The following is a 24,937-nucleotide window of genomic DNA, read 5'->3' as shown; positions in this document are numbered from 1 at the left end:
TGGCGTCCTGGTCAGTGTGTGCCCATCAGGTGTACGGCAGCTCGTGCGTCGAGTTCGAGAGCGGTGTCGATCCGTCGGCTCCGATAGGGCGACAGCGTCCTCCGCAGGTTTACGACGACCTGCCGGGTCCTTCCGGACCGTACGCCCTCCATCGCGTCCAGTGCGCGATGCCATGTGGCGCAGGCTTCCTCTACGTCTCCCTTCCGCGCCTGCACCTCCCCCAGATACCCCAGCGTCACGGCGTGCGTGCGGGTGAAGGTCGCAGCCTTCCTCGTGCGGACGCTGCGCCTGAACTCGTCCTGGGCGCCCTTGAGATCCCCAAGGTCCCGCAAGGCGCAGGCGGTCTCGTGGGCAAGTGAGGCTTCTCCGAAGAAGAAGACACGTGCTGGTTCGTCGTCGTCTTCGCCTGCTGCCGCAAGCTCGTTCTCAGCACGTAGCAGTGCAGCAGAGGCGGCAGCCCCGTCGCCTGTTGCCACACAAGTCCTCGCGTGGACGACCTCCAGCAACGCTCTCTCACGCGGGGCGGCCCTCGCGTACCGGTCCCCTTCCACCGATGCCTGGGCAAGCCCTAGTGCCTGCCCCGGGTGCCCGAGGTCAAGAGCCTGGTGCGCAAGTGCGCGGAGGATGTGTCCGGCCAACGGGGCATCGGCTGCTTCAGCGGCGAGCTTGACGCCAAGCAGGAGGTAGCGCTGCGCCGTCCCGTGCTCACCGCTGTCGAAGGCCATCCAGCCTGCCAGATAAGCGAGTTCCCCCGCGCCGGCAAGCATCCCACGTCGCACGCCCTCGTCAGCGTAGGAACACCGCAGGTAGGAAGCGACATCCGCCATGAGGTACTGGGCAACGGCGGAACGGGCATGTCCGCCCCCTCGGCGCTGGTCGACTCGCTGGAACAGCGCGATCATGTCGTGCACCGCGTCAAGCTCTCCCCGACCGATGCGGCGCGAACCTCGGTCCGTGCTGGGCCGGGACGTGCGTTCCTGCTGCCGCCACCACGCTGATCCCGGGACGGCGAGGCCCGCGACCGAGTAGGTGGCCTTCCCTAAGAGATCTCTGCGGTCCACGTCGAGGTCTGCCCTTCCGAGTCCGGCCAGAGCAGTCAGCGTATCCGCATCCCAGAGTGAGGCATACGGAGGGAGATCCCCAGCATCGGCGAGACCGAGATCAGAAGGAGTGACAGAGCGGCCCAACCGCCGCGAGAACGCCTCGGAAAGGACCTGCGGCGCACGACCTGACGGCTTGGTGCCACGCACCCAATGGGAGACGTGTGAGCGCCCGATGCCTAGCAGGTGCGCTACACCGCTCTCGCGCGCGACGCGCACGACTGCTCCGGCGAGCTGCGCGTGCGTCCAGCCCGCCTCGGCGAGATGTGATTCAAGCTTGCTGTTACGACCTGGAGTCAGCGCCACAGCGCTCCTTCGACGCGTGATCTTTCACCGCTTTCACCATGCCCGCGACCGCGTCCGCGTGCCCACGCAGTGTCGTTCGGTGTTCGCTAAGCGTATCCGTCGCGGCAAGGCGGCGGGGAACTTCGTACAGCTTTGTGGAGGTCCGCATGAGCGGGTGTGTGGAGTGTGTGCGGTGGCGGGAGAGGGAGGAGCGGGCGCGGCGGAGAGGGGACCACTCGGGGGCGGTGGACTGCCGGGTGTTGCTGCGGCGGCACCGCGCCGTGTGCTCGGTCGGGCGGGCGGTCGCCGAGCGGCGGAGGGGCGAGCGGTGAGCGGGACGGCCGGGGGCCGGGTGGCGGCGCGGGCGGGGCGGTGCTCCGCGCGCCGGGTGTGGGACGTGACCGTCACGGCGCGGGACGTCGAGCGGTGTCGGCGGGAAGTGGCGGACGCGGTGCGGGCGTTGGGCGGCGGGCTGGAGGCCGTGGCGGTGGCCCGGCTGGGGGTGTCGGAGCTGCTGAGCAACGTGGTGCGGCACGTGCCGGACACGCGGTGCCGGATCGAGGTGGAGCGGTCCGGGGACGCGGTGGTCGTGCGCGTCGTGGACCGGTCGCCCGATCCGCCCGTGGTGTCGGAACCGGCGTGGGACGCCGAACGCGGCCGGGGGCTGTGGCTGTTACGGCAGATGGTCACGGCCTTCGGGCACACCCGCGTCGGGGAGGGCAAGGCGGTGTGGTTCCGGTGTCCGCCCGGCGACGACGGACGTGACGCACGGGCCGGGTGGGGGCCGTGACGCGGGCCTACCGGGCGGAGTTGGTCGCCTACCAGAGCGAGCCGGAGGCCCGGATGTACCACCTGGGCGACGCGTTCGGGCTCGCGGCGGGCGAGGTGCAGGGCTGGGCCCGTGAGCGGGCCCTGTGCGTGGCGGAGACGCTGGGGGACGACGACGAGGTGGCGGGCGTGTTCCGCGACTGGAGCGGCGAGGCCGCGCGGGACGAGACGCGGCGGCGGCTGGAGAACGGCGAGCCGCTGTTCCGCCACCACGTCGGGCGGGACTGCGCCTGGGAGTTGACGCTCCGGCCCGTCCCGGTCACCGGAGATCGAAGCGGTACGGAACGACGAGAGGAGAGGTCCCATGGCATGGGGAACCGGTAAGGGCGGCAGCGGCGGCGAGGGGAGGCACGCGGGAGGCAAGGACCCCGGCACGGCGAAGCCGTCGCCGGACACCCAGCACCCCCGGGGCGAGCCGAAGCACCGGGGCAAGGAGGAGCGGTGACGTACGGGGACGGACCGGCCGAGCGGGCCGCCGCGCGCGGGCTGCTCGGCCGGCTCGGCGCGAGGCGTCCGCTCGCGCCCGCGTGGGAGGCGGCCTTCCTGGGCGTGCCCCGGCACGCGTTCCTCCCGGAGACGGTCTGGCTCGGCGAGGGGCTGACGCCGTGCAGCCGGGCGGACGCGCCGGAGGCGTGGCTGCGGGCCGCCTACACCGACGCGCCGGTCGTCACGCAGGTCGACGACGGCGCGGACCCGGGGCCGGACGGCGAGCGGTGGGCGTCCTCGTCCGCGTCCGCCCCGGAGATCGTCCTGCGCATGCTCGACCTGCTGGCGCTGGAGGGCGGGGAGCGCGTCGTGGAGGTGGGCACCGGGACCGGGTGGAACGCGGGGCTGCTCGCCCACCGGCTGGGGTCGTCGCTCGTCACCTCGGTGGAGGTGGACGCCGCTCTGGCCGCGCGGGCCCGCGCGAACCTGGCGTCGGTGGGCGTGGAGCCGCGCGTCGTCACGGGGGACGGCGCGGCCCTCGCACCGGACGGCGTGGACCGGCTCGTCGCGACGTGCTCGGTGCGGCGGGTGCCCGGCCGGTGGATCGGGGGCGTGGTGCCGGGCGGGGTGGTCCTGACGCCGTGGGAGTCGCCGTGGCTCTGCTTCGGGCTGCTGCGGCTCAGCGTCGGGCTGGACGGCTCGGCCTCGGGCCCGTTCCTCCCGCACGCGGCGTTCATGCTGATGCGCGGCCAGCGCACGGACCTGCGGATCTTCCGGGACGTGGTGCGCGACGCGCACGTCCCCGAGGAGTCCACAACGACGCTGCCGCCCTCGGACGTCACCGGGGAGGACTGGTCGGCCGGGTTCGCGATCGGGCTCCTGCTGCCGGACGTGTGGTGGGCCCGGCACCACGACCCGGGCGTGCCCGGGGTGCGCTCGCGCCTGTGGGTGGCGACGACGGACGCCGCGTCCTGGGCCGCGGTCGACGACGTCGGCGCGGCGGACGGCACGTTCACCGTCTGGGAGCACGGCCCGCGCCGGCTGTGGCGGGAGGTGGAGGACGCCTACCGGTGGTGGGTGGCCGCCGGGCGTCCCGGCCCCGGCGACTTCGGCATGACGGTGACGTCCGACGGCCGCCACACCGTCTGGCTGGAGCATCCCGGCCGGACGGTTCCGCGCCGGGCGTGACGGGGCGCGGCGCGGAACCGCTGTTGGTCACGGGGGGCGATCCGGCGACGGAAGGAGCGGCGCGGTGGAGGACGAGTCGTTGAAGGACTGGGCGGAACGCCGGAACGGGCGTATCGGCCGCCTGCGTGCCGTGCACGCCGTCACCGGGCAGGGCCCGCGGGGTGCACACGTCGAGCCGGAGGCGCCGCGCGTCATCGAGCGGTGGAACGGCTACGCGTGGGAGCCGCACGTGTTCGCGGCGAGCCTCGCCGAGGCGAAGGCCGTCCTGTATCCGCAGGAGGACGAGGCGCCCTCCGGGCAGCCGGGGCCGGGGGCCCGGCCGCCGCGCCCCGGGCGCGGGCGACATCGCAAGCCCCGGGCCGGGGAGCCGGACGGGCCATGACAGGCGGACAGCGGGGCGGGGCGGCCTCAGTAGGTCTTGATCGTCTTCATGGGCAGGTGGGATTCGAGGCGCAGGACGGCGGGGAGGCCGCTGAGCCTGCCGGTGAGGAAGGTCTCGTAGGCGGCGTGGTCGGCGACGGTGACGCGGATGAAGTAGTCCGGGCGGCCATACATGCGGCGGAACTCGATGACCTCCTCGTACGCGGCGACCGTGTCCTCGAACTCCTCAACGGTCTTGCGGTCGTTGGCGTAGATCTCGACATCGATGAGGACTTCCAGGCCGCGCCCCATCGCGGCGGGGTCGATGACGGCGCGGTAGCCGGTGATGACGCCGCTCTCCTCCAGCCGCTTGACGCGGCGCAGGCAGGGTGGCGGCGTGAGGCCGACGCGCTTGGCCAGCTCGACGTTGGTCAGTCGGCCGTCCTGGCGCAGGTGGAAGATAATTTCACGGTCTACGGCGTCAAGGGCTACTTCATTGCTCATAGGGGCATCGTACGGCCATGCATAGTAACCAAATAAGGCGCGATTCCTTCTAAAGTGTCGGGCATGGGGATACGCACTGCTGTGGCCGATCGGCCGACCGCCTTCGATGCTTCGACACCCGCCCGACGGGGACGGTCGGAGGCGCGGCGCGCGTTCGAGGAGTCCGCCGCCGTCGGCCTGGGTTTCATCCCGCTCGGGGTGGCCTTCGGGGCGCTCGTGACGCAGTCCGGGCTCGACTGGTGGTGGGCGGCCCTGTCGTCCGCGCTGATCTACGGCGGCTCGTTCGAGTTCCTGCTCATCGGCCTGGTCGGTGCCGCCGCTCCGCTGGCGACGGTCGCCGTCACCGCGTTCCTGGTGAACGTCCGGCACGTCTTCTACGCGCTGTCGTTCCCGCTGCACCGGGTGCGGGGCCGCCTCGGCAAGGCGTACAGCACGTTCGCGCTGACGGACGAGGCGTACGCGCTCACCGGCACGGCGGGCGCGCGGGCCTGGCCGGGGCAGCGGGTGCTGTGGGTGCAGCTGCTCCTTCACCTGTACTGGGTCGGGGGAGCCACGGCGGGCGCGCTGCTCGGGGCGCTCATCCCGGACGGCGTCGTCGGGCTGGAGTTCGCGCTGACGGCGCTGTTCACCGTGCTGGCCCTGGACGCCGTGCGCGAGCGCCGCCACGACCTGCCGACGCCGCTGCTCGCACTCCTCAGCGCACTGCTCGCGTGGGTCGTCGCGCCGGACCGACTGCTGCTCGTCGCGTTCGCGTTGTTCACCGCCGCGCTGCTGGCCCGGCACGTGGCGACCCGTCGGGAGGCCGGCCGTGCCTGACCCCGGTTACGCCGTCGCGGCGGTGCTCGTCGCCGCCGCCGTCACCTGGGCCCTGCGGGCCCTGCCCTTCGCGGCCCTCGCGCCCCTGCGGGCCAGCGGCACCGTCCAGTACCTCAGCACCCGGATGCCGGCCGGGGTCATGGTGATCCTCGTCGTCTACTGCCTGCACGACGTCGAGGTGACGCAGGCCCGCGCCCTGGCCCCGCTGGCGGCCCTGGCCGTGACGGTCTGGCTGCACCTGCGGTGGCGCAACGCCCTGCTCAGCATCCTCGGCGGCACGCTCACCCACGTCACCCTGGCCAGCACCCTGTTCGGCGCCTGACCCGGCCGGGGCGGGCGGCGGGGGTCAGCGCAGGACGTCGTCCAGGATCGTGGCCCACTGGGTGACGACGCGGGCGCGGCGGGCGCTGTCGTCGGTGAGGAGGTTGGCCAGGCCGAGGCCGCGGGCCATGTCGAGGAGGCCCTGCACGGTCTCGCGGACGCCGGGGCGGGTCTCGTCGGCGCCCAGGAGGCGCAGCGCCATGCGGTGCGTCTCGCGGCCGATGCGGGCCTCCAGGTCGGTGACGCGGGGGCGCAGCTGCGGTTCGTTGGAGGCGGCGACCCACAGCTGGAGGGCGGCGCGGAAGAGGGGGCCGGTGTAGAGGCCGACGAGGGCGTCGACGGCGGCGTGGGTGCCGCGCTCGCCGTCGAGGGCGCGCAGTTCGGCGGAGCGTTCCTCGGCGACGTACTCGACGGCGGCGGTGAAGAGGTCCTCGCGGGTGGGGAAGTGGTGCTGGGCGGCGCCCCGGGAGACGCCGGCGTGCTCGGCGACGACGGTGACCGTGCTGCCCGTCCAGCCGTGCTCGGCCAGGCAGGTCACGGCCGACTCCAGCAGGCGCTGCCGGGTGGCCCGGCTGCGGTCCTGCTTGGGTGTCGTCACTGAGCCCACGTGGGTTCCCGTCGTTCGAGGAAGGCGGTCATGCCCTCGCGGGCCTCGGCCGAACCGAACAGTCGCGCGGACATGCTGGCGAGGTTATCGGTATCGCGGTCGAAGGCGCGCAGCACCTCGGCCGTGACCAGCCGCTTGGCCGCCGCGAGGCCCTGGGGGGAGCTGCGGCGCAGGGCGGTGAGGACGGGGGCGAGGGCGGCGTCGACGTCCTCGGCGGCCTCGGTGATCAGGCCGATGCGGGCGGCCTCGGCGGCGTCGAACCGCTCCCCGGTGAGGTAGTAGCGGGTCGCGGCGCGGGGGTCGAGGCGGGGCAGCAGGGGCAGGGAGATGACGGCGGGGGCGACGCCGACGCGCACCTCGCTGAACGCGAAGCTGGACGTCGCGTTCGCGGCGAAGGAGAGGTCGCAGGCGCCGAGGAGGCCGAGGCCGCCGCCGCGCACGTGGCCGGTGACGCGGGCGACGACGGGTTTGGGCAGCTCGACGAGGGCGCGCAGCAGGGCGACGAGGTCGTGCGGCGTGCCGCCGCGTCCGCTGAGGTCGGCGCCCGCGCTGAAGGTGTTGCCGGTGTGGGTGAGGACGACGGCGCGGACGGCGTCGTCGTCGGCGGCCCGGTCGAGGGCGTCGCGCAGGGCGGTCATCAGCGGCAGGGAGAGGGCGTTGCGGCGCTCGGGCGCGTCGAGGGTCAGGGTGCGGACCCCGCGCTCGTCGGCGCTGAGGACGGGGGCCTCGTCGACGGGCGCGGTGTCCTGGGGGGCGTCGGTCATGGCAGGGGGCACCTTCGGCGGGGTCAGGAGGACAGCGGGGTCAGTAGGACTTGGGCAGGCCGAGCGACTGGTGGGAGACGTAGTTGAGGATCATCTCCCGGCTGACGGGCGCGATGCGGGCCACGCGGGCGGCGTTGATGAGCGCGGCGAGGCCGTACTCGGTGCTGAGGCCGTTGCCGCCGAGGGTGTGGACGGCCTGGTCGACGGCCTTGATGTTGGCCTCGGCGGCGGCGTACTTGGCCATGTTGGCGGCCTCCCCCGCGCCGGTGTCGTCGCCCGCGTCGTAGAGGGCGGCGGCCTTGACCGTCATGAGCCGGGCGAGCTCCAGCTCGATGTGGGCCTGGGCGAGGGGGTGGGCGATGGCCTGGTGGGCGCCGACGGGCTGCTTCCACACGGTGCGGACCTTGGCGTACTCGACGGCCCGGGTCAGGGCGTAGCGGCCCATGCCGAGGGCGAAGGCGGCGGTCATGATGCGCTCGGGGTTGAGCCCGGCGAAGAGCTGGAGGAGCCCGGCGTCCTCGTCGCCGACGAGGGCGTCGGCGGGGAGCCGGACGTCGTCGAGGACGAGTTCGAACTGCTTCTCGGGGGCCTGGAGCTCCATGGGGATGAGGTTGCGCACGAAGCCGGGGGTGTCGCGGGGGACGACGAACAGGCAGGGCTTGAGCGTGCCGGTGCGGGCGTCCTCGGTGCGGCCGACGATGAGGGTGTCCTGTGCGATGTCGACGCCGGAGACGTAGATCTTGCGGCCGGTGAGGAGCCAGTCGCCGGTGGCCTCGTCGCGGCGGGCGGTGGTGGTGATGCGGTGGCTGTTGGAGCCGGCGTCCGGTTCGGTGATGCCGAAGGCCATCTTCCGGGTGCCGTCGGCCAGTCCGGGCAGCCAGCGGCGCTTCTGCTCCTCGGTGCCGTAGCGGGCGATGACCGTGCCGCAGATGGCGGGTGAGACGACCATCATCAGCAGCGGGCAGCCCTGTGCGCCCAACTCCTCCAGCACGGCCCACAGTTCCCGCATGCCGCCGCCCCCGCCGCCGTACTCCTCGGGGAGGTTGACGCCGAGGAAGCCGAGCTTTCCGGCCTCGGCCCACAGGGCGTCGGTGTGGCGGCCCTCGCGGGTGACGGTCTGGAAGTAGGCGCGTCCGTAGGAGCGGGCCAGGGCGGCCACGGACGCGCGGAGGTCCGCGAGTTCCCCGGACTCGATCAGCGCGTTCTGCGGGAGGACGTGGGATGCGGCGGCGTGCGGGACGGCGGTCATGGCTGCGTCTCCTTCGCGGGCGGGTGCGCGGGGGCGTCGCCGGAGGGTTCCGTGACGACGGCGAGCAGGGTGCCGACGTCGACCTGGCGGCCGGGTTCGGCGTGCAGTGCGGTGAGCGTCCCGGCGGCCGGGGCGGTGACGCGGTGCTCCATCTTCATGGCCTCCAGCCACAGCAGCGGCTGCCCTTCCGTGACGGCGTCGCCGACGGCGAGCCCGTCGGCGACGCGGACGACGGTGCCGGGCATGGGGGCGAGGAGCGAGCCGGGTTCGGTGCGGGCCGTGGGGTCGGGGAAGCGGGGCAGGGCGGTGAACGCGTGGGCGCCGAGCGGCGAGTCGACGTGGACGGCCGGGCCCGCTCCCGCGCCGGGGGAGCCGCCGGGGTAGGTGGCGACGTCGAAGGTGCGGCGGACGCCGTCGACCTCCAGCACGACGCGGTCCGCGGCGGCGTGCAGCAGCCGGACGCCGGGGTGGTCCTCGGCGGCCAGCCCGTCGCGGGTGCGCAGGTAGCGGACCTCGTGCTCGGTGCCGTCGGGTTCGGCCCGGTAGGTCTTGCGCTGCGGCTGGGAGGGGACGTTGCGCCAGCCGCCGAAGCGGGAGCGTCCGGCGCTGTCGGCCAGGGCGGCGGCGAGGGCGGCGAGGCCCTGGCCGGCTGCGTCGGGGGCGGTGAGTGCGGGCAGGTGCCGGTCGTAGAAGCCGGTGTCGAGGCGGGCGGCGGCGAAGTCGGGGTGCCGCAGGGAGCGCACGAGCAGGTCGCGGTTGGTGACCGGGCCGTGGACGTGGGCGCGTTCGAGGGCGCGGGCGAGGACGCGGACGGCCTCGGCGCGGGTGGGCGCCCGGGCGACGACCTTGGCGAGCATCGGGTCGTAGTGCGGGGTGACGGTGTCGCCGTCGCGCACGCCGCTGTCGAGCCGGACGTCGCCGGGGACGGCGAGCCGGTGCAGGGTTCCGGTCTGCGGCCGCCAGTCGCGGGCGGGGTCCTCGGCGTAGAGGCGGGCCTCGACGGCGTGGCCGCGCGGCGGCGGGGGCTGCGCCTCCAGGGGCCGCCCCTCGGCGACGCGGATCTGGAGGGCGACGAGGTCGACGCCGTGGACGGCCTCGGTGACGGGGTGCTCGACCTGGAGGCGGGTGTTCATCTCCAGGAAGTACGGCCGCCCGTCGGCGGACAGCAGGAACTCGACGGTCCCGGCACCGACGTAGCCGACCGCGCGGGCGGCGTCGGTGGCCGCCGCGTGCAGTTCGGCGCGGAGCGCGTCGGTGAGGCCGGGGGCCGGGGCCTCCTCGATGACCTTCTGGTGGCGGCGTTGCAGGGAGCAGTCGCGGGTGCCGAGCGCCCAGACGGTGCCGTGCGCGTCGGCGAGGACCTGCACCTCGACGTGCCGGCCGCGTTCGACGTAGGGCTCGACGAAGACCTCCCCGTCGCCGAAGGCGGCGGCGGCCTCGGCGCGGGCGGCGGTGATCTCGTCGGCCAGCGCGGCACGTTCGCGGACGACGCGCATGCCCCGGCCGCCGCCGCCCGCCGCCGCCTTGACGAGGACGGGCAGGTCGGCGTCGGTGACGGCGTGCGGGTCGAGGGGCTCCAGCAGGGGCACCCCGGCGGCGCGCATCAGCTCCTTGGCGCGGGTCTTGGACGCCATCGCCTCGACGGCCTGCGGGGGCGGGCCGATCCACACCAGTCCGGCGTCGGTGACGGCGCGGGCGAAGTCGGCGTTCTCGGAGAGGAATCCGTACCCGGGGTGGACGGCGTCGGCGCCCGCCGCGAGGGCGGCCTTGAGGACGAGGTCGCCGCGCAGGTAGGTGTCGGCGGGTGCGTCGCCGGGCAGCCGGACGGCGGCGTCGGCCTCGGCGGTGTGGGCCGCGCCGGAGTCGGCGTCGGAGTGCACGGCGACGGTGGCGAGGCCCAGGTCGCGGCAGGTGCGGAAGACGCGGCGGGCGATCTCGCCGCGGTTGGCGACCAGCAGTGACGTGATCGGTCGTTCCATGGTCCGTCCCTCACATCCGGAAGACGCCGAAGCCGCCGCGCACGCCGGTCACGGGCGCGGTGTGGACGGCGGACAGGCACAGCCCGAGGACGGTGCGGGTGTCGCGGGGGTCGATGACGCCGTCGTCGTAGAGCCGCCCGGACAGGAACATCGGCAGCGACTCGGCCTCGATCTGCTCCTCCACCATGGCGCGCAGCGCCGCGTCGCCCTCCTCGTCGTAGGGCGTGCCCCTGGCCGCCGCCGACTCGCGCATGACGATCGACAGCACCCCGGCGAGCTGCTGCGGGCCCATGACGGCGGACTTGGCGCTGGGCCAGGCGAACAGGAAGCGCGGGTCGTAGGCGCGTCCGCACATGCCGTAGTGCCCGGCGCCGTAGCTCGCGCCGAGGAGGACGGACAGGTGCGGCACCGTGGAGTTGGACACCGCGTTGATCATCATGGCGCCGTGCTTGATGATGCCGCCCTGCTCGTACCGGCTGCCGACCATGTAGCCGGTGGTGTTGTGCAGGAAGACCAGCGGGATGTCGCGTTGGTTGGCGAGCTGGATGAACTGCGTGGCCTTCTGCGACTCCTCGCTGAACAGAACGCCCTGCGCGTTGGCCAGGATGCCGACGGGGTAGCCGTGCAGCCGGGCCCAGCCGGTGGTGAGGGAGGGGCCGTAGCGGGGCTTGAAGGCGTCGAAGTCGGAGCCGTCGACGAGGCGGGCGATGACCTCGTGCGGGTCGAAGGGGGCCTTGAGGTCGGTGGGGACGAGCCCGAGCAGTTCCTCGGCGTCGTACTTCGGCGGCTCGGCGAGGGGCGGGTCGGGGTGCGCCTTGCGGTGGTTGAGGCGGGCGACGACGCGGCGGGCCTGCCGCAGCGCGTCCGGCTCGTCCTGCGCGTAGTGGTCGGCGAGCCCGGAGGTGCGGGCGTGCATGTCGGCGCCGCCCAGCTCCTCGTCGTCCGCGATCTCGCCGGTGGCCATCTTGACCAGCGGCGGGCCGCCGAGGAAGACCTTGGCCCGCTCCTTGACCATGATCACGTGGTCGGACATGCCGGGGATGTACGCGCCGCCCGCCGTGGAGTTGCCGAAGACGACGGCGACCGTGGGGATTCCGGCGGCCGACAGCCGGGTGAGGTCCCGGAACAGGGCGCCGCCGGGGATGAAGATCTCCTTCTGGCTGGGCAGGTCGGCGCCGCCGGACTCCACCAGGCTCACGCAGGGCAGCCGGTTGGTGTGGGCGATCTCGTTGGCGCGCAGCGCCTTCTTCAGCGTCCACGGGTTGCTGGCGCCGCCGCGCACGGTCGGGTCGTTGGCCGTGATCACGCACTCCACGCCCTCGACGACGCCGATCCCGGTGACGAGCGAGGCTCCGACCGTGTGGTCGCTGCCCCACCCGGCCAGCGGCGACAGCTCCAGGAACGGCGTGTCGGGGTCGATCAGCAACTCGATGCGCTCGCGGGCCAGGAGCTTGCCGCGTGCGCGGTGCCGGGCGACGTACTTCGCGCCGCCGCCCGCGACGGCCTTGGCGTGCTCGGCGTGCAGGGCGTCGAGCTTCTCCAGCATCGCCGCACGGTTCGCGGCGTGCTCGGGGGCTGCCGGGTCGAGCAGGGTGGGCAGGACGGTCACAGCAGCACCTCGGGTATCTCCAGGTGGCGGGAGCGCAGCCACTCCCCCACCGCCTTGGCCTGCGGGTCGAAACGGGCCTGCGCGGCCACGCCCTCGCCCAGCAGGCCCTCGACGACGAAGTTCAGCGCGCGCAGGTTCGGCAGGACGTGCCGGACGACCGGGAGTTCGGACGTCTCGGGCAGCAGGGCGCGGAAGCGGTCGACGGTCAGCGTGTGGACGAGCCACCGCCAGGCGTCGTCGGTGCGGACCCAGACGCCGACGTTCGCACTGCCGCCCTTGTCGCCGCTGCGGGCCCCCGCCACGGCGCCCAGCGGCGCGCGGCGCGACGGCCCGGGAGCCGGCGGCGGCGGCAGTGGCGGCTCGGGGACGGGGGCGGGGGCGCGGGTGGCGCCGGGCGGCGGGACGGGGACGCGGCGGCCGTCCGGGAGCACGGCGGTGTGCGGGACGTCGGCTGCCGGGAGGTGGGCGGCCTCGAAGACGCCGTAGGGCGCGCCCCTGCCGGGCGGCGCCGTGAGGTGGAAGCCGGGGACGCTGGCGAGGGCCAGCTCGACGGCGGCCCCGCTGACGGCCCGTCCGACGGCCTCGGCGTCCCGGTCCCGGACGACCAGCCGCAGCAGCGCACCGGCCTCCTCCTGGACGGCGGCGTCCGGCCGGTCCGTGCGCGCCAGCTCCCAACGGACCTGCTCCGGCCGGGCTGTGCCGAGTGCGGCCTCCATCTGCTCCCGGACGAGTGCCGCCTTGGCCTCGACGTCGAGCCCGGTCAGCACGAAGACGACCTCGTTGCGGTGGCCGCCGAGCCGGGTGAGGCCGACCTTCACCGTGGACGGCGGCGCCTCGCCGCGCACCCCGTCGACGCGGACGCGGTCGGCCCCGTCCTGGGCGAGCCGGACGGTGTCGAGCCGGGCGGTGACGTCGGGGCCGAGGTAGCGGGCGCCGTCCGTCTCGTAGAGGAGCTGCGCGGTGACGGTGCCGACCGTGACGCCGCCCCCGGTGCCGGGGTGCTTGGTGATGACGCTGCTGCCGTCGGCGGCCACCTCGGCGAGCGGGAAGCCGTAGGGCGGGCCCTGCGGCAGCTCCTGCCAGAAGGCGTAGTTGCCGCCGGTCGCCTGCGTGCCGCACTCCAGCACGTGCCCGGCGACGACGGCCCCGGCCAGCGCGTCGAGGTCGCCGTCGGACCAGCCGTGGTACCAGGCCGCCGCCCCGCTGACGAGCGCGGCATCCGTGACGCGCCCCGTGACGACGACGTCCGCGCCGCCGCGCAGGCAGGCGGTGATGCCGCCGCCGCCCAGGTAGGCGTTGGCGGTGAGGACGCCCTTCCCCCAGCCGCCCGGGAGCGCCATGAGGTCGTCGCCCTCGACGTGGGCGACCCGGGTGGGCACCCCGAGGCGTTCGGCCAGCTCCCGCACGGCGTCGGCCAGGGCGGCGGGGTGGAGCCCGCCCGCGTTGACGACGAGCCTGACGCCGCGGTCGCGGGCGAGCCCGAGGCTCGTCTCCAGCTGCCGCAGGAACGTGCGGGCGTAGCCGCGCCCGGGGTCCTTCAGCCGGTCCCGGCCGAGGATGAGCATCGTCAGCTCGGCGAGGTAGTCGCCGGTCAGGACGTCGAGCGGGCCGCCGCTCAGCATCTCCTCGACGGCGGTGAACCGGTCACCGTAGAACCCGGACGCATTCCCGATCCGCAGCACGCGAACCCCCTCCCGGCTGGACGCCCGCTCAGCGTGGCACCCCGGGAAGAAACAATCAAGCGTGCTTGCTGGATTTCATGACCGCGCCCGGCGGGCCGGGGGCCACGGGGTCGCGCGGCCCGGCCCGCTCACGGCGCGGCGTCGTAGCGCCTGCGCGCGGCGTCGACCTCGTCGAAGTGCGTCTCCGCCCAGTCCTTCACGGCGGAGAGCAGACAGCACAGGTTGTGTCCGAGGCCGGTGAGCGCGTAGTCGACGCGTACCGGCACGGACGGCGTCACCGTCCGCGTCACCAACCCGTCGCGCTCCAGCGTCCGGAGGGTCTGGGTGAGCATCTTCTGACTGACACCGGGGATCTTCCGCCCGAGGTCGCTGTATCGCATCGGGCCGCCCGCGCCGAGCGCGCTGACCACGAGGCTGACCCACTTGTCGCTGATCCGGGCGAGCAGCTGGTTCGTCGGGCACTCCCGCATGAACGCGTCGTACGCGACGCGCTCCTCCGCGCGGCGCTGGGCCGCCGTCCTGGTCGCCATGGCACACCTCCACGTCCCCTACGCACTCCGAGGTACGTACTTACCGAAGGAGAGTAGCGCCCCTAACGTAGGGCGCACCAGGGCACGGAGGTCCCACTCCGGCCCATCTCCCCTCGTCAGGAAGGCTTTTCGCCATGCGTGCAGCACTCGTCTCGTCCTTCGGCGGCCCCGAGCAGGTCGAGATCGCCGACGTCCCCGTCCCCGCCCCCGGGCCCGGTCAGGTGCGGGTCAAGGTCGCCGCCGCCGCCCTCAACCCCGTCGACGCGGCCGTGCGCTCGGGGTTGTTCGGCGGCGACGGCCGACGGCTCGGCCTGGGCTGGGACGTCGCCGGAACCGTCGACGCGGTCGGCGACGGCGCGGGGTTCACCGTCGGCGAGGAGGTGGTGGGCCTGGCCCACGGCCCGCACAAGGCGCTCGGCAGCCATGCCGACCACGTCGTCCTCGACGCCTCCGCCCTCGCCCCCGCTCCGGCCTCCACCGACGCCGTCCACGCCGCGACGCTGCCGCTCAACGGACTCACCGCCGCGCAGGCCCTCGACCTGCTCGCGCTCCGCGCCGGGCAGAACCTGCTCGTCACCGGCGCGGCCGGCGCCCTCGGCGGCTACGCGATCCAACTCGCCGTGCGCCACGGCCTGAACGTCACCGCACTCGCCGGGACCGGCGACGAGGAGCTGGTCCGCTCACTCGGCGCCCACCGCTTCGTGCCGCGCACCGCGACGTCCCTGCCGCACGGTTTCGACGGCGTGCTCGACGCCGCCGTGCTGGGGGCCCCGGCCCTCGCCCTCGTCCGCGACGGCGGCGCCTACACCGGGGTCCGTCCTCCCGCCCAGCCCCCGGCGGAGCGCGGTGTGCGCACGGCGACCGTCGGGGTCCGGGCCGACGGCGCCCGGCTGGCCACGCTGGCGACGCTCGTGGACCTGGGTGCCCTGACCCCGCGCGTCGCGCACACCTACCCGCTCGCCGACGCCGCCGACGCCCACGCCCGCCACGCCAAGGGCGGTCTGCGCGGCCGGATCGTCCTCGTGCCGTGACCGGCGCCCCCGAGCGTCACCGGCGCTCCTCGCCGCCCGCCTCCCCAAAGCCGCCGCCGGGCAGGTGCTCGGCGAGGACCTCGGCGAGGTGGCGGCTGCGGGTGTCGGAGAGCTGGTCGAGCTGGGTGCGGCAGCTGTACCCGTCGGCGAGGACCTCCGCGTCGGCGGGGGCCCGGCGCACGGCCGGGAGCAGCTGGTCCTCCGCGCAGGCCACCGAGACGTCGTAGTGGCCCGCCTCGAAGCCGAAGTTCCCCGCCAGGCCGCAGCAGCCACCCGCCAGCTCCCCGGTGAGCCCCGCCCGCTCCCGCAGCCTGCGGTCGGCGGCGTCCCCGAGCACGGCGTGCTGGTGGCAGTGGGTCTGCCCGGTGACGGGCCGGCCGACGTGCGGCGGTCGCCAGTGCGGCGCCTGCTCCTCCAGCGTCTCGGCGAAGGTCCGGACGAGCCCCGCGAGGGCCGCGGCGCGCGGGTCGTCCGGGAGCAGTTCGGGCAGGTCGGTGCGCAGGGCGGCGGCGCACGGCGGCTCCAGCACGGTGACGGGCAGCCCCGCGTCGATCGCGGGCCCCACGGCGTCCAGCGTGCGGCGGAGCACCGCGCGCGCCTGGTCGAGCTGGCCGGTGGAGACGTACGTCAGCCCGCAGCAGACGGGGGACGGCGGCACGGCGAGCCGCAGCCCCGCGTCGTGCAGCACCGCCACGGCGGCCGAACCGGCCTCCGGGGACAGGTAGTTGGTGAAGGTGTCGGGCCACAGGACGGTCGTCGGGCCGGACGGCTGGGCGCTGCGGTCGCGTGCCCGCCACCAGCGGGTGAACGGCACCGGGGCGAGCGGCGGAATGTCCCGCTCCGGGGCGATCCCGGCGGCCCGCTTGGCCGGCGCGGCCAGCGGCGTCCGCGCCGCCGCGTTCAGCAGCGGCGCCGCGCGGGTGGCCGCTGCCAGCCGCAGCCACAGCGGCAGGCGACCCATGGCGTAGTGGGCCATGGGCCGGAGCCGCCCGGCGTAGTGCCGGTGCAGGAACTCCGCCTTGTAGGTCGCCATGTCGACGCCGACGGGGCAGTCGCTGCGGCAGCCCTTGCAGGACAGGCACAGGTCCAGCGCCTCGTGCACCTCGGCGGAGCGCCAGCCGTCCCGGACGACGCCCCCGGCCAGCATCTCGTGCAGCAGCCGCGCCCGGCCCCGCGTCGAGTGCCGCTCCTCGCCCGTCACCCGGAAGGAGGGGCACATGACGGCCGTCCCGGACACCGACGCGTCCCGGCACTTCGCGACGCCGACACAGCGGCGGACCGCGGCGGAGAAGTCGCCGCCGTCGTGCGGGTAGGCGAAGGCGGTCGGCACGGGCTCGCGGGGCAGGACGGCGAAGCGCAGGTTCTCGTCCAGGCGCTGCGGGCGGGCGAGCACACCGGGGTTGAGGCCGCCGTCGCCGTCCCAGGCGTCCTTGAACCGCTCGAAGAGGGCGACCGTCTCCCGCCCGTACATCCTCGGCAGCAGCTCGGCGCGGGCCAGGCCGTCGCCGTGCTCGCCGGAGAGCGAACCGCCGTGCCGGACGACGAGTTCGGCCAGGTCGGTGGAGAAGGCGCGGAAGCGGGCGACGCCCGGGGGCGTCACCAGGTCGAAGTCGATGCGGACGTGGATGCAGCCGTCGCCGAAGTGGCCGTAGGGCAGGCCGCGCAGGCCGTGGTCGCGCAGCAGGGCGCGGAAGTCCTTCAGGTACGCGCCGAGCCGGGCGGGCGGCACGGCGCAGTCCTCCCAGCCGGGCCACGCCTCACCGCCGTCCGGCAGCCGCGTCGCCGTGCCGGAGGCGTCCTCCCGGACGCGCCACAGCGCCCGCTGCGCGGCGGGCGCCACGACGAGCGCGTGGGCCGTGGTGCCGGACGCCGCCGCCCGGCACAGCCGCGCCGCCTCGGCCTCCGCCTCGGCCGGGGTGTCGCCGCCCACCTCGGTGAACAGCCAGGCGCCGCCACGCGGCAGCGCGGCGCGGGCGGCGTCGCCGACGAGGTCGCCCGCCATGCCCTCGACGGTGAGCGGCCGGTGCGGCAGCAGCCCGGCGGCGGCCTCGGCGGCGGCGCTCTCGTCCGGGTAGCCGAGGACCGCCAGCACGCGGGCGCCGGGGGTGGGCACGAGCGCCACCGTGGCCTCGGTCAGGACGCCGAGGGTGCCCTCGCTGCCGGTGAAGGCCCGCGCCCAGTCCTCGCCCCGCTCGGGCAGGAGGGCGTCGAGCGCGTAGCCGGAGATGCGGCGCGGCAGGTCCGGGAAGCCGGTCCGCAACCGCGCCGACTCCCCCCGCACCAGCGCCCGCACCTCGCCGCGCAACGGCTCCGGCACCCCGTCGCCGCCGGGCGTCAACCGCGCGCGGTCGCCCCGGTACGTCAGCACCTCCAGCGCGCGCACGTTGTCGGCCGTCGTGCCCCAGGCCACCGAGTGGGAGCCGCAGGAGTTGTTGCCGATCATCCCGCCGAGCGTGCAGCGGCTGTGGGTCGAGGGGTCGGGGCCGAACGTCAGCCCGTACGGCGCCGCCCGGTCCCGCAGCACGTCGCAGATCACGCCGGGCTGGACGACGGCGGTGCGCGTCTCGGCGTCCACCTCCAGCACGGCGTTCATGTGCCGGGTGAAGTCCAGGACGACGCCGGTGCCGGTGGCCTGCCCGGCGATGCTCGTCCCCGCGCCCCGGGCCACCACGGGCACCCCGTGCTCCCGGCACACCGCGAGCGCGGCGGCCACGTCGGCGGCGTCCCTCGGCGCGACGACGCCGACCGGCACCCGGCGGTAGTTGGAGGCGTCCATCGTCATGAGCGCCCTGCTCGCGGCGTCGAACTCGACCTCGCCCTGCACGGCCCTGCGAAGCTCCGCTGCCAGTCCCATCCCCCCACCCTGCACCCTGCGCACGGCCCGACGCGACGCCTTCGCGACGGCGCGTTGCCCGCGCGTCGCGCTCGATGCTCGCTTCCGTGCCACGGCAATCTGGGGCGAGCCGGTCGGACAGCCAGTCCGCCGCACCCCGGCGCCCCGGAACCGAGCGAGGACACACCGTGCCGAACAGCCTGATCATCAACGGCCACCAGCCCCACGCGGTTTCCCCGGGCACCCTGAACCGCCCCCTGACCGCCCGCGCGGCCGGACACCTGGAGAGCCTCGGCCACCAGGTCCGGGTGACCGAGGTCGCGCGAGGGTACGACGTCGACACCGAAGTCGCGCGGTGGGCGGACACCGTCATCATGCAGTTCCCCGTCAACTGGGTGACTCCACCCACGCGTAAACGCGCGGGCTTCCTGCGTCGGTGGCTAGGCCGCCGCGCAGAGGGCCAGCCCGGCCCTGTTGAGGACGTTCGTCGCGCCGACGTAGTCCGCGTTGGCCGCGAACCCGCACGCCGTGCACTGGAACCTTGCTTGGGTGGCGCGGTTCTCCTTCGCGACGTGCCCGCAGGCCAGGCACGTGCGGGAGGTGTTGCGCGCGTCCACCGGAACCACCAGGCGACCGGCACTCTCAGCCTTGTTCGCCAGGATTCCGAGGAACTGCGCCCAGCCCGCGTCGAGGATGCTGCGGTTGAGTCCGGCCTTCGCGGCAGCACCGTTCGGCAGGAAGCCGCCGGGCTGCTCAGGGTCGGCCTTCGGTTGCGGGCTCTTGGTCATGCCCGCCGTGTTGAGTCGTTCGTGCGCGATGACGTCGTGGTCGGCGATCAGTGCGCGGGCGGTCTTGTGGTGGAAGTCGGCACGCTGCCGCCGGATCTTTCCGTGCAGCTTGGCGACCTTCCGGGCGGCGGCGCGGTGGCGCTTGGTGCGCTGTCTGGTCCGCTTCGGGAACGTCGCGAGGTGCCGCTGGGCCTCGGCCATCTCCTCGGCCATCGCGGTGAGGAAGCGCGGGTTGGCGACGTGCTCGCCGTCCGAGGTGGTCAGGAAGTGGGCGACGCCCATGTCGATACCGACGACCGCCCCCGTGGGCGGCAGTTCCTCGGCGGGCACGCTGTCGCAGGCAAGGACGACGTACCAGCGGCTCCCCTCGCGCTTCACCGAGATCGTCTTGACGCGGCCCCGCACGGGCCGGTGCTGGTGCACGCGGATGTGCCCGACGCCTTGAAGGCGGACGCGAGTCTGCGCATCGTGGGGGGCGGAGTCCCAGCGGCAGCCGTCACCGTCCTTGGGGAAGGTGACGGTGTCGAAGTGCCCGACGCCCTTGAAGCGCGGGTAGCCCGGTGTCTGCCCGGCCTTGACACGGCGGAAGAACGCGGCGAACGCCTTGTCCAGGCGGCGCAGGGTGGCCTGCTGCGAGCTGAAGGACCAGCGCCCCTGGCGCTCCGGGTCGAACGCCCGGATCTCCTTGAGCTGCGCGGACTGGTCGCCGTAGCGGACGCTGGTCTTGGATGTGTGCCGGTAGGCGTCCCGGCGCTCTTGCAGCGCACCGTTGTAGAGGGAGCAGTGGTCGCGCAGCATCTCGCCGAGCGCGACCGTCTGACGGGCCGTGGGACGCAGGAGAAACTTGTACGCGCGGATCACGAGCCGTCCCCCTTCTTCCACGGGCGTTCCCACTGGGCGTCGATGTACCTCTCGACCGTCGCCGCCGATACCGCGCCGACCGAGGCCGCGAAGTACGACGACGACCACAAGGTGGGCATCCGCGACTTCAAGTGCGGGAACTCCTCGCGCAGCACGCGGGACGTGAAGCCCTTGAACTGGTTCGCCACGTATGAGGCCGAGGACTTCGGGTCGTGCTTGACGAAGAGGTGCACGTGGTCGGGCATCACCTCAAGGGCGATGATCTCCCAGCCGCGTTCGTCGGCCTTCTGCCGGATCAGTTCGTCCAGGCGTTCCGCGACCCGGCCACCGAGGACCGGGCGGCGGTACTTCGGGCACCACACGATGTGGAGCCCGAGGTCGTACACGCCGCCGGAGAATCGGCGAACCTTCCTGGTCACGGTCACGCGATCACTATACACACGTCGCAGGTCTAGTGCGACAGAAAGGTGAGCTCAAGTGAACAGCGCAAATCCATGCACACAGTTGAGGTCAGAGCAGGACTCAGAAGCCATTCCCCACCCCGCCAAAGCAGGGCGTCCCCTGGCTAGGTCCTGATGGACGGCCGCCTGTGCGCCGGTGACGGTCGTGTCGCGGAGAACCCCAAGGCCGACTACGGCACCGGCGGTTCCCTGACCGACGCGCGCTACATGCTGTCGGTGACCTTCAACGCCCCGCGCGAGGCGTTCGACGACGTCTCCGAGCCGTTCCTCCGCGGCGCGTCGGTCGACGACATGCTGCTGCCCGTGCACCTGAGCGCCCGGTTCGTCGGCCTCTCCGCGCTGCCGACCTTCGCCGCCTTCGACGTGGAGAAGAACCCCGAGGTCGAGGCCGACCTCACGCGCTTCGACCACCACCTGGGCATCGTGTTCGGCACCCCCGCCTCACTGGCCGCGGGAGCGGTCTGACCCCTGCGGCATGATCCGCCCGTTCCGCCGGTCAGGTACGCGGCTCGGAGCCGGGGCCGGGGGTGTCCGGCGGGGACGCCGGGCGGGCGGCGGCGCGCCGGATCGCGGCCTCGCGGCGGCGGACGTACCAGAGCCCGACGAGGCCGCCGCAGCCGCCGACGAGGCAGGTCCACACCCACCACGTGTGCCCGTGGTCCGCGAACCAGCCGTAGAAGGGGAGCTGGCCGAGGAAGAGGGCGAACCACACGACGGTGCCGACGGTGACCGTCAGCACGACGTCGCCCTCCAGCGGCTCGGGTGCCTCCCGGTCGCCGTCCAGCAAGGTGCTCAGACGCATCGTGTCCCGCGCCTCCCCTTCCCCGTGCCCCGGGCGGCCGGGGCGGTCGGCTCCCAGGATAGTCAGCCGGAGCGGCGCCCCGGCTCTCGCCCCGGCCCGGCGGGGTGGGTGGGGCGGGTGTGAGGAGCGCCGCAGTACGGCGCCGGGGTTCGCCCTGACGCGGCTTGTCTGTTCATACTGCAACCATCCCCCGTCAGACGACGTTCGTCGTCGTTTCCTCCAAGAGGTATGCGCATGTCCGCTCCGGCTGCCGCCACCACGGCCGACGGCACTCCCCCGCCGCCCACCGGCCCGCTCGACCGCTTCTTCGGCATCACCCGACGCGGGTCGACGCCGGGCCGCGAGGTGCGCGGCGGCCTGGCGACGTTCTTCGCGATGGCCTACATCATCGTGCTGAACCCGATCATCCTGGGCGCCGGAACCGACAAGTACGAGCAGCAGCTCGACAACGCGCAGCTCGTCACCGCGACCGCGCTCATGGCGGGCCTGACGACGATCCTCATGGGCGTCATCGGCAACGTGCCGATCGCCCTGGCGGCCGGGCTCGGCATCAACGCCGTCGTCTCGCTCCAGCTCGCGCCCCAGATGAGCTGGCCGGACGCGATGGGCATGGTGTGCCTGGCCGGCATCACGCTGATGGTGCTGGTCGCCTCCGGCCTGCGGGAGCGCGTGATGGACGCGATCCCGGGCGGGCTGCGGCGGGCCATCGCCATCGGCATCGGCCTGTTCATCACCCTGATCGGACTGGTGGACTCCGGCTTCGTCACCCGCAACCCGGACGCCGCCGACACCACCGTCCCCCTCGGCCTGGGCCAGGGCGGCCAGCTCCAGGGGTGGCCGGTCGTCGTCTTCGTCGTCGGCCTGGCGCTGATGGCCGTGCTCGTCGTGCGCCGGACCAAGGGCGCGATCCTGCTGAGCATCGCCGCGACCACGGTGCTCGCCGTCGCCCTGAACGCCGTGGCCTCCGTCCCCGACGCCGCCTGGGGCCTGGCCGTGCCGACGCTGCCGGAGCAGGTCGTCAGCGCGCCGGACTTCGGCCTCGTCGGCGACGTCAGCCTCTTCGGCGGCTTCGCGGAGGTCGGCGTCCTGACCGGGTGCCTGTTCGTCTTCACGGTGCTGCTGTCCGGCTTCTTCGACGCGATGGGGACGATCATCGGTGTCGGCGAGGAGGCCCGGCTGACGGACGAGGACGGTCGGCTGCCGGGCATGGGCCGCATCCTCATGACGGACGGCGTCGCCGTGGTCGGCGGCGGCTTCGGCTCCTGCTCGGCGAACACCTGCTTCGTGGAGTCCACGGCGGGCGTCGGCGAGGGGGCCAGGACGGGGCTGGCCAACCTCGTCACCGGCGGGCTGTTCCTGCTGGCGCTGGTCTTCACGCCGCTGGCCACGGTGGTGCCCTCGCAGGCGGCCACCCCGGCGCTCGTCGTCGTCGGTGTGCTGATCATGGCGGCGAACGTCAAGGAGATCGACTGGAGCGACCTCACGATCGCCGTCCCCGCCTTCCTGACGATGATCGCGATGCCGTTCACCTACAGCATCACCAACGGCATCGGCATCGGCGTCCTGGCCTTCATCCTGCTGCGCGCGGGGACGGGCCGGATGCGGGAGGTGCCGTGGCTGCTCAACGCCGTCGGCGTCTGCTTCCTGGTCTACTTCCTCCTCGACCCGATCGAGCAGCTCCTCGGCATCGGCTGACGGACCGACCCGCCTCCCGGGGCGGCGGTCCGCCGACCGGCCCGACGGCGGGGGCCACTCAGCTCAGCAGCCACCGCTGGGTCCGCTCCAGGACCTCCTCCCGGGTGCGGCCGACGTGGTCGGCGGCGATGTAGTGGGTGCCGATGCGCATCGAGAAGGTCACCAGGCACCGCACCTCGACGTCGTCCGGGTCGGGGCAGATCGCCCCGAAGAGGGAGCGCAGGTAGTCCATCCGCCGGTTGTCGACGCGCCGCAGCCGCGCGGCGACGTCCGCGTCGCGCCGGGCCCAGTCGCGGACGGCGAGTTCCACGCCGGTGTCCGTCAGGGGGAGCCGGTCCGACCCGACCAGGGCGAACAGGCGGTCCAGGAGGGCCCGGGCGTCCCCGCCCTCCCGCTCGACCTCCTCGATCACGCGGTCGGTGACGCCGCGCTCCCAGACGTCCAGCATCTCGGTCAGCAACGCGCCCCGGTTGGCGAAGTACCCGTAGAAGCCGCCCTTGCTGACGCCGAGCGCCTGCGCGAGCGCCTCCACGCGCACCGCCTCGGGGCCCCCGGCCGCGAGGGCCCGCAGCCCCTCGTCGATCCAGGTGCCGCGCGGCGTGCGAATGACGCCCATGCCGTGTCTCCCCTCATGTCGGCCGCCCTCTATACGGCGCCGTATGAACCTGCTGCTAGCCTGCTTGTGTACGGCATCGTATAGATAGGGGCCCCGCGCATGAGACTCCCCAGGACCGCGCACACCGTCCGCCCGTGGCGCATCCACGAGATCGCCGACGACTTCCACATCGAGGACGTGTGGGCCCTGCCCACCCCGGGCGGCCCCGACGACTTCGCCCATCTGGTGCGCCAGATGCACGACGGCGACGGCGCGCACACCCACTCCCCGCTGTCGCGGGCCCTCTTCGCCGTCCGCTGGAAGCTCGGCGAGATCTTCGGCTGGGACGAGATCCGCGCCGGACGGGCGGGCGTGCCGACCCTGCGGGACCGGCTGCCGGAGGACCTCCGGGACAGCTGCCCCGCCACCGACCTCAAGTCCGTGCCCTTCACGTCGATCTACCAGACGCACGACGAGTGGGCCGCGGAGATCGTCAACCGGACCGTGCACGCCGTCATGCACCTCGGCTGGGTCGCCGACGGGAACGGCAAGGGCGGCTACCACGCGCGGATGGCCGTCCTCGTCAAGCCGAACGGCGTGCGTGGCGCCCTCTACATGGCCGCCATCAAGCCGTTCCGCTACCTGGGCGTCTACCCGGCCCTGCTGCGCTCGATCGGGCGGCAGTGGGACGCGGACGTCGCACGGCGCGCCGCGTCCTGATCACCGCGCCCGCGCGGTGACCGGAAGGCGCCGCGCCCGCGCGGGAGCCCGAACGTCCCGCACCCGTCCGGGGGTCCGAAGGCCACGGCCTTCGGGCCCCCGGCCCCGTTCCGGGCGGCGGGAGCGGGCCCGTCAGCTGTCGTAGAAGCGCTCGGTGCGCTCGACGGACGCCCGGAAGCGCTGGTCGAAGTCGTCGCGCGCGAGGGCGCGGACCACGTAGTCCTGGAGGGTCATGCGCCGCTGGGCGGCGTGCTGGGCCAGCCGCTCCAGCAACGCGCCGTCCATCCGCAGGGTGAGTACGCGAGACGTCATGCCCCCACCGTCGGGGCCCCTCCGATGTGATGGTCCGGCTTTCGGGGCGATGTCACCCGTACGTGTGATGCGGAATACCGGAAACCCGGTAGTCGTTAGGCGAAGTAATGAGTTAACCTAACAACATGCCGGATCTGACCCACGGCGACGACGCCGCAGCCGTGAACGCCCTCCGCGCCTCGGTCATGCGGCTCTCCCGCCGCCTCAAGCACCAGCGGGTCGACGAGTCGCTGAGCCCGACGGAGATGGCCGTGCTCGGCACCCTCGCCCGCTGCGGCTCCGCGAGCCCCGGCGAGCTGGCCCGCCGCGAGCACGTCCAGCCGCCGTCCATGACCCGGATCGTGGCCATGCTGGAGGGCAAGGGGCTCGTCCGCCTGGACCCCCACCCGGAGGACCGGCGGCAGAAGATCGTGACACAGACCGAACGGGCGGAGTCCATGCTGGCCGCCGCCCGCACCAAACGGAACCGCTGGCTGGCCGACCTGGCCGGCGGCCTCGACGAGGACGACTGGGCGAAGCTGCGCGACGCGGCGCCCGTCCTGGAGAAGCTCGCGCAGCTCTAGACAGCGACGAGGACGAGAGCAGGAGGCG

General features: G+C 73.9%; 27 protein-coding genes. 12 read left to right on the top strand and 15 right to left on the bottom strand.

The genetic code is table 11. The annotated features are described in order from the left end of the window. Window positions 1–11 precede the first annotated feature (11 nt). Window positions 12–902: a hypothetical protein gene (locus tag IF129_RS26435; protein ID WP_224755020.1), complete on the bottom strand. Its 891-nt coding sequence runs from the start codon at window positions 900–902 to the stop codon at window positions 12–14. 811 nt (window positions 903–1,713) lie between these two features. On the opposite strand from IF129_RS26435, the gene IF129_RS26970 reads away from it, so the two are divergent. From IF129_RS26970 to IF129_RS15825, 5 genes are all read left to right on the top strand, one after another. Next, a complete protein-coding gene (locus tag IF129_RS26970) occupies window positions 1,714–2,175 on the top strand; it encodes an ATP-binding protein (RefSeq protein WP_318153771.1) in 462 nt (153 codons plus the stop codon). Beyond that, entirely contained in the window at window positions 2,172–2,537 is a 366-nt protein-coding gene (locus IF129_RS15840; protein WP_191210304.1) for a hypothetical protein, read from the top strand. Before IF129_RS26970 ends, IF129_RS15840 begins: the two co-directional genes overlap by 4 nt. Further along, the gene (locus tag IF129_RS15835) at window positions 2,518–2,658 is read left to right on the top strand and encodes a hypothetical protein (RefSeq protein ID WP_191210303.1); all 141 of its coding nucleotides are present in this window, start codon (window positions 2,518–2,520) and stop codon (window positions 2,656–2,658) included. The genes IF129_RS15840 and IF129_RS15835 overlap by 20 nt, the downstream gene beginning before the upstream one ends. Then, window positions 2,655–3,827, top strand: coding sequence for a methyltransferase domain-containing protein (locus tag IF129_RS15830; RefSeq protein WP_191210302.1), 1,173 nt, complete (start codon window positions 2,655–2,657; stop codon window positions 3,825–3,827). The genes IF129_RS15835 and IF129_RS15830 overlap by 4 nt, the downstream gene beginning before the upstream one ends. 64 nt (window positions 3,828–3,891) lie before the next feature. Further along, on the top strand, window positions 3,892–4,209 hold the full coding sequence (locus tag IF129_RS15825) for a DUF6087 family protein (RefSeq protein WP_191210301.1): 318 nt from the start codon (window positions 3,892–3,894) through the stop codon (window positions 4,207–4,209). Window positions 4,210–4,235: 26 nt separating this feature from the next. Here IF129_RS15825 and IF129_RS15820 read toward each other — a convergent pair whose 3' ends face one another. Next, a complete protein-coding gene (locus IF129_RS15820) occupies window positions 4,236–4,691 on the bottom strand; it encodes an Lrp/AsnC family transcriptional regulator (protein WP_191210300.1) in 456 nt (151 codons plus the stop codon). Window positions 4,692–4,754: 63 nt separating this feature from the next. Here IF129_RS15820 and IF129_RS15815 point away from each other — a divergent pair, with 63 nt between their 5' ends. Together IF129_RS15815 and IF129_RS15810 are read left to right on the top strand one after the other, a co-directional pair. Next, window positions 4,755–5,507 (top strand): AzlC family ABC transporter permease, encoded by a 753-nt coding sequence (locus IF129_RS15815; protein WP_191210299.1) that lies wholly within the window; start codon window positions 4,755–4,757, stop codon window positions 5,505–5,507. After that, a complete protein-coding gene (locus tag IF129_RS15810) occupies window positions 5,500–5,829 on the top strand; it encodes a branched-chain amino acid transporter permease (RefSeq protein WP_191210298.1) in 330 nt (109 codons plus the stop codon). Before IF129_RS15815 ends, IF129_RS15810 begins: the two co-directional genes overlap by 8 nt. 24 nt (window positions 5,830–5,853) lie before the next feature. Here the strand turns inward: IF129_RS15810 and IF129_RS15805 are convergent, their stop codons facing one another. The 7 genes from IF129_RS15805 to IF129_RS15775 all read right to left on the bottom strand — a co-directional run bounded on the left by IF129_RS15805 (window position 5,854) and on the right by IF129_RS15775 (window position 14,248). Further along, window positions 5,854–6,435: a TetR/AcrR family transcriptional regulator gene (locus IF129_RS15805; RefSeq protein ID WP_191210297.1), complete on the bottom strand. Its 582-nt coding sequence runs from the start codon at window positions 6,433–6,435 to the stop codon at window positions 5,854–5,856. Further along, window positions 6,423–7,199 carry an enoyl-CoA hydratase family protein gene (locus IF129_RS15800; protein WP_191210296.1) on the bottom strand — a complete coding sequence of 259 codons (777 nt, stop codon included), beginning with the start codon at window positions 7,197–7,199 and terminating at the stop codon, window positions 6,423–6,425. The genes IF129_RS15805 and IF129_RS15800 overlap by 13 nt, the downstream gene beginning before the upstream one ends. A 40-nt stretch (window positions 7,200–7,239) precedes the next feature. Further along, entirely contained in the window at window positions 7,240–8,448 is a 1,209-nt protein-coding gene (locus tag IF129_RS15795; RefSeq protein ID WP_191210295.1) for an acyl-CoA dehydrogenase family protein, read from the bottom strand. Further along, window positions 8,445–10,427 carry an acetyl/propionyl/methylcrotonyl-CoA carboxylase subunit alpha gene (locus IF129_RS15790; RefSeq protein WP_191210294.1) on the bottom strand — a complete coding sequence of 661 codons (1,983 nt, stop codon included), beginning with the start codon at window positions 10,425–10,427 and terminating at the stop codon, window positions 8,445–8,447. The genes IF129_RS15795 and IF129_RS15790 overlap by 4 nt, the downstream gene beginning before the upstream one ends. 10 nt (window positions 10,428–10,437) lie before the next feature. Then, complete coding sequence (locus IF129_RS15785) at window positions 10,438–12,036, bottom strand: acyl-CoA carboxylase subunit beta (RefSeq protein WP_191210293.1); 1,599 nt, start codon at window positions 12,034–12,036, stop codon at window positions 10,438–10,440. Beyond that, window positions 12,033–13,718 carry an acyclic terpene utilization AtuA family protein gene (locus IF129_RS15780; RefSeq protein ID WP_191210292.1) on the bottom strand — a complete coding sequence of 562 codons (1,686 nt, stop codon included), beginning with the start codon at window positions 13,716–13,718 and terminating at the stop codon, window positions 12,033–12,035. Before IF129_RS15780 ends, IF129_RS15785 begins: the two co-directional genes overlap by 4 nt. A 128-nt stretch (window positions 13,719–13,846) precedes the next feature. After that, entirely contained in the window at window positions 13,847–14,248 is a 402-nt protein-coding gene (locus tag IF129_RS15775; protein ID WP_191210291.1) for a winged helix-turn-helix transcriptional regulator, read from the bottom strand. Window positions 14,249–14,382: 134 nt separating this feature from the next. On the opposite strand from IF129_RS15775, the gene IF129_RS15770 reads away from it, so the two are divergent. After that, window positions 14,383–15,279 (top strand): NADP-dependent oxidoreductase, encoded by an 897-nt coding sequence (locus IF129_RS15770; protein WP_191210290.1) that lies wholly within the window; start codon window positions 14,383–14,385, stop codon window positions 15,277–15,279. Between the two features lie 16 nt (window positions 15,280–15,295). On the opposite strand, the gene IF129_RS15765 is transcribed toward IF129_RS15770, so the two are convergent. The 3 genes from IF129_RS15765 to tnpA form a co-directional block, all read right to left on the bottom strand. Beyond that, the gene (locus IF129_RS15765) at window positions 15,296–18,133 is read right to left on the bottom strand and encodes an FAD-binding and (Fe-S)-binding domain-containing protein (RefSeq protein WP_191210289.1); all 2,838 of its coding nucleotides are present in this window, start codon (window positions 18,131–18,133) and stop codon (window positions 15,296–15,298) included. Window positions 18,134–18,552: 419 nt separating this feature from the next. Continuing rightward, window positions 18,553–19,761, bottom strand: a complete 1,209-nt coding sequence (locus tag IF129_RS15755) for an RNA-guided endonuclease InsQ/TnpB family protein (RefSeq protein WP_191210288.1) — start codon at window positions 19,759–19,761, stop codon at window positions 18,553–18,555. After that, complete coding sequence (gene tnpA, locus IF129_RS15750; RefSeq protein ID WP_191210348.1) at window positions 19,758–20,180, bottom strand: IS200/IS605 family transposase; 423 nt, start codon at window positions 20,178–20,180, stop codon at window positions 19,758–19,760. Before tnpA ends, IF129_RS15755 begins: the two co-directional genes overlap by 4 nt. A gap of 156 nt (window positions 20,181–20,336) precedes the next feature. On the opposite strand from tnpA, the gene IF129_RS15745 reads away from it, so the two are divergent. After that, window positions 20,337–20,687, top strand: coding sequence for an NAD(P)H-dependent oxidoreductase (locus IF129_RS15745; protein ID WP_191210287.1), 351 nt, complete (start codon window positions 20,337–20,339; stop codon window positions 20,685–20,687). A 31-nt stretch (window positions 20,688–20,718) separates the two neighbouring features. Here IF129_RS15745 and IF129_RS15740 read toward each other — a convergent pair whose 3' ends face one another. Then, complete coding sequence (locus IF129_RS15740) at window positions 20,719–21,024, bottom strand: DUF2530 domain-containing protein (protein WP_191210286.1); 306 nt, start codon at window positions 21,022–21,024, stop codon at window positions 20,719–20,721. Window positions 21,025–21,252: 228 nt separating this feature from the next. Here IF129_RS15740 and IF129_RS15735 point away from each other — a divergent pair, with 228 nt between their 5' ends. Then, complete coding sequence (locus IF129_RS15735; protein ID WP_191210285.1) at window positions 21,253–22,719, top strand: NCS2 family permease; 1,467 nt, start codon at window positions 21,253–21,255, stop codon at window positions 22,717–22,719. A 58-nt stretch (window positions 22,720–22,777) separates the two neighbouring features. On the opposite strand, the gene IF129_RS15730 is transcribed toward IF129_RS15735, so the two are convergent. Beyond that, window positions 22,778–23,335, bottom strand: a complete 558-nt coding sequence (locus tag IF129_RS15730; RefSeq protein ID WP_191210284.1) for a TetR/AcrR family transcriptional regulator — start codon at window positions 23,333–23,335, stop codon at window positions 22,778–22,780. 99 nt (window positions 23,336–23,434) lie between these two features. Between IF129_RS15730 and IF129_RS15725 the strand changes: the two genes are divergently transcribed. Continuing rightward, window positions 23,435–24,034 (top strand): DUF2867 domain-containing protein, encoded by a 600-nt coding sequence (locus tag IF129_RS15725; RefSeq protein ID WP_191210283.1) that lies wholly within the window; start codon window positions 23,435–23,437, stop codon window positions 24,032–24,034. Window positions 24,035–24,166: 132 nt separating this feature from the next. Here the strand turns inward: IF129_RS15725 and IF129_RS15720 are convergent, their stop codons facing one another. Continuing rightward, window positions 24,167–24,346 (bottom strand): ribbon-helix-helix protein, CopG family, encoded by a 180-nt coding sequence (locus IF129_RS15720; protein WP_191210282.1) that lies wholly within the window; start codon window positions 24,344–24,346, stop codon window positions 24,167–24,169. A 125-nt stretch (window positions 24,347–24,471) separates the two neighbouring features. On the opposite strand from IF129_RS15720, the gene IF129_RS15715 reads away from it, so the two are divergent. After that, complete coding sequence (locus IF129_RS15715; protein WP_191210281.1) at window positions 24,472–24,909, top strand: MarR family winged helix-turn-helix transcriptional regulator; 438 nt, start codon at window positions 24,472–24,474, stop codon at window positions 24,907–24,909. Window positions 24,910–24,937 lie beyond the last annotated feature (28 nt).

It is taken from the genome of Streptomyces chumphonensis (assembly GCF_014779715.1).
In the GTDB taxonomy this organism is placed as follows: domain Bacteria; phylum Actinomycetota; class Actinomycetes; order Streptomycetales; family Streptomycetaceae; genus Streptomyces; species Streptomyces chumphonensis.
This window is presented reverse-complemented; position numbering and strand designations above follow the sequence as displayed.